General features: G+C 71.7%; 3 protein-coding genes. 2 read left to right on the top strand and 1 reads right to left on the bottom strand.

Annotated elements, in window-relative coordinates:
• Positions 1-505 (top strand): hypothetical protein (locus tag ACQKIP_RS46580; RefSeq protein ID WP_427745777.1); only part of this gene is annotated, 505 nt, incomplete at its 5' end.
• Positions 506-542: 37 nt separating this feature from the next.
• Positions 543-1,079 carry a GNAT family N-acetyltransferase gene (locus tag ACQKIP_RS46585; RefSeq protein WP_365863141.1) on the top strand — a complete coding sequence of 179 codons (537 nt, stop codon included), beginning with the start codon at positions 543-545 and terminating at the stop codon, positions 1,077-1,079.
• Here ACQKIP_RS46585 and ACQKIP_RS46590 read toward each other — a convergent pair.
• A partial coding sequence (locus tag ACQKIP_RS46590; RefSeq protein ID WP_427745778.1) for an AMP-binding protein occupies positions 1,042-1,801 on the bottom strand: 760 nt, incomplete at its 5' end. The two genes, ACQKIP_RS46585 and ACQKIP_RS46590, sit on opposite strands and share 38 nt — an antisense overlap.

The following is a 1,801-nucleotide window of genomic DNA, read 5'->3' on the forward strand; positions in this document are numbered from 1 at the left end:
CATCCCGGTGCGGGCGGTACAGGCGCCCGCTGCGGCGCCGCCGCCCCCTGCGGCACCTCCGGCGCCCCCGGCACCCCCGGCACCCCCGGCCGCCCGGCCGACCCGGGGGCGCGACGCCTCCCTGCCCCGGCCCGCCTTCCAGCCCGTGCCGGTCCGCACGGCGCAGGACGCGGTGACGGTGGCGGCGCTGTACCTGCGGTGGCTGGGGTACGGGGACATCCGGGGCGGGGTCAAGCGGGCGCCTTCCGGGGTACGGGTCGCGGCGCGGGGCCTGATCGCCCTGATCGAGCCGTCCGTGCAGCCGTCGTCGCTCCGTGACGTGGAGTGCGTGTGGCTCAGCGCGATGGCCGAGTCCGTGAACTGCGTCTGCTTCTCCCTCGCGGGCTACGAGGAAGCCGCCCGCGCCCGTGCGGACTCCTTGTCCATCCCCTTGTTCGTCATCGATCTCACGGGAACCCCCCAGCCGGTGAACAGCGCGGCGGACGAACTGACGTCCCCCGGCTGAACCCGAACAGAGGCCCCCGCCCCCGCATAATCGACCCATGCACATCCGCCCGCCCACAAAAGCCGAGCTCCCCGCCCTCCAGGACATCGAGCGCGCCGCAGGCGAAGCATTCCGCCCCCTGGGCATGGTGGCCGTCGCCGACGACGAACCCCCCGCCGTCGACCTCCTGGAAGGCTTCCGTGCCGCAGGCCGGGCCTGGGTGGCCGACAACGACGGCGCCCCCGTCGCCTACCTCATCAGCGAACCGGTGGACGCCGCCGAGCACATCGAGCAGATAACGGTGCACCCCCGAGCGGCGCGTCACCGCATCGGCCAGGCCCTGATCGAGCACACGGCGGAGCGCGCCCTCGCAGCGGGCATACAAGCGCTGACCCTCACCACCTTCGCGGACGTCCCCTGGAACGCCCCGTACTACGCCCGCATCGGCTTCCGCGTGCTCGGCGAGGACGAACTCACCCCGGGACTGCGAAGGATCCGCGCCCACGAGGCGGACCTCGGCCTCGACCGCTGGCCCCGCGTGGCCATGCGCCGCGACCTCACCCCCGGCGGGACTCCGCCCCGTACCGCTCCCTGAGTTCGATCTTCCGCACCTTCCCGGACACCGTCATGGGGAAGCTCTCCAGGATCCGCAGCCCGGCCGGGATCTTGTAGTGCGCCAACTGCCCTTCGCAGAAGCCCCGCAGCTCCTCGATGCCCAGCGGATCGGCCGCGTCCCGCAGGATCACACAGGCCAGCGGAACCTCCCCGTACCGCTCGTCGGGAACCCCCACCACCTGCACGTCCGCGATCTTCGGGTGGCCGTAGAGGAACTCCTCGATCTCCCGCGGGTAGATGTTCTCGCCACCCCGGATGATCATGTCCTTGATGCGGCCGACGATCTGGACGTAACCGTCCTCCCGCATGACCGCCAGGTCTCCGGTGTGCATCCAGCGCCCGGCGTCGATCACCTCCGTCGTACGCGCGGGCTCGTCCCAGTAGCCCAGCATCACGCTGTAGCCCCGGGTGCACAGCTCGCCGGAGGCGCCCCGCGGCAGCGTCACGCCGCTGACCGGGTCGACCACCTTCACCTCGATGTGCGGAAGCACCCGCCCCACCGTGCCGGTCCGCCGCTCCAGGTCGTCCGTGCGGCGCGTCTGCGTCGAGACCGGGGACGTCTCCGTCATTCCGTAGCAAATGGAGACCTCCTCCATGTGCATCTCGGCGACCACGCGCTTCATCACCTCGACCGGGCACGGCGAGCCCGCCATGATGCCGGTGCGCAGCGAACTGAGGTCGTACGTCGCGAAGTCGGAGAGG

The organism is Streptomyces sp. NPDC059900, from assembly GCF_050270335.1.
Lineage (GTDB): Bacteria > Actinomycetota > Actinomycetes > Streptomycetales > Streptomycetaceae > Streptomyces.

What these genes read in the sequence shown, in the direction of transcription:
- ACQKIP_RS46585 (WP_365863141.1), top strand. Translation starts at nt 543, where the DNA reads ATGCACATCCGCCCGCCCACAAAAGCCGAGCTCCCCGCCCTCCAGGAC.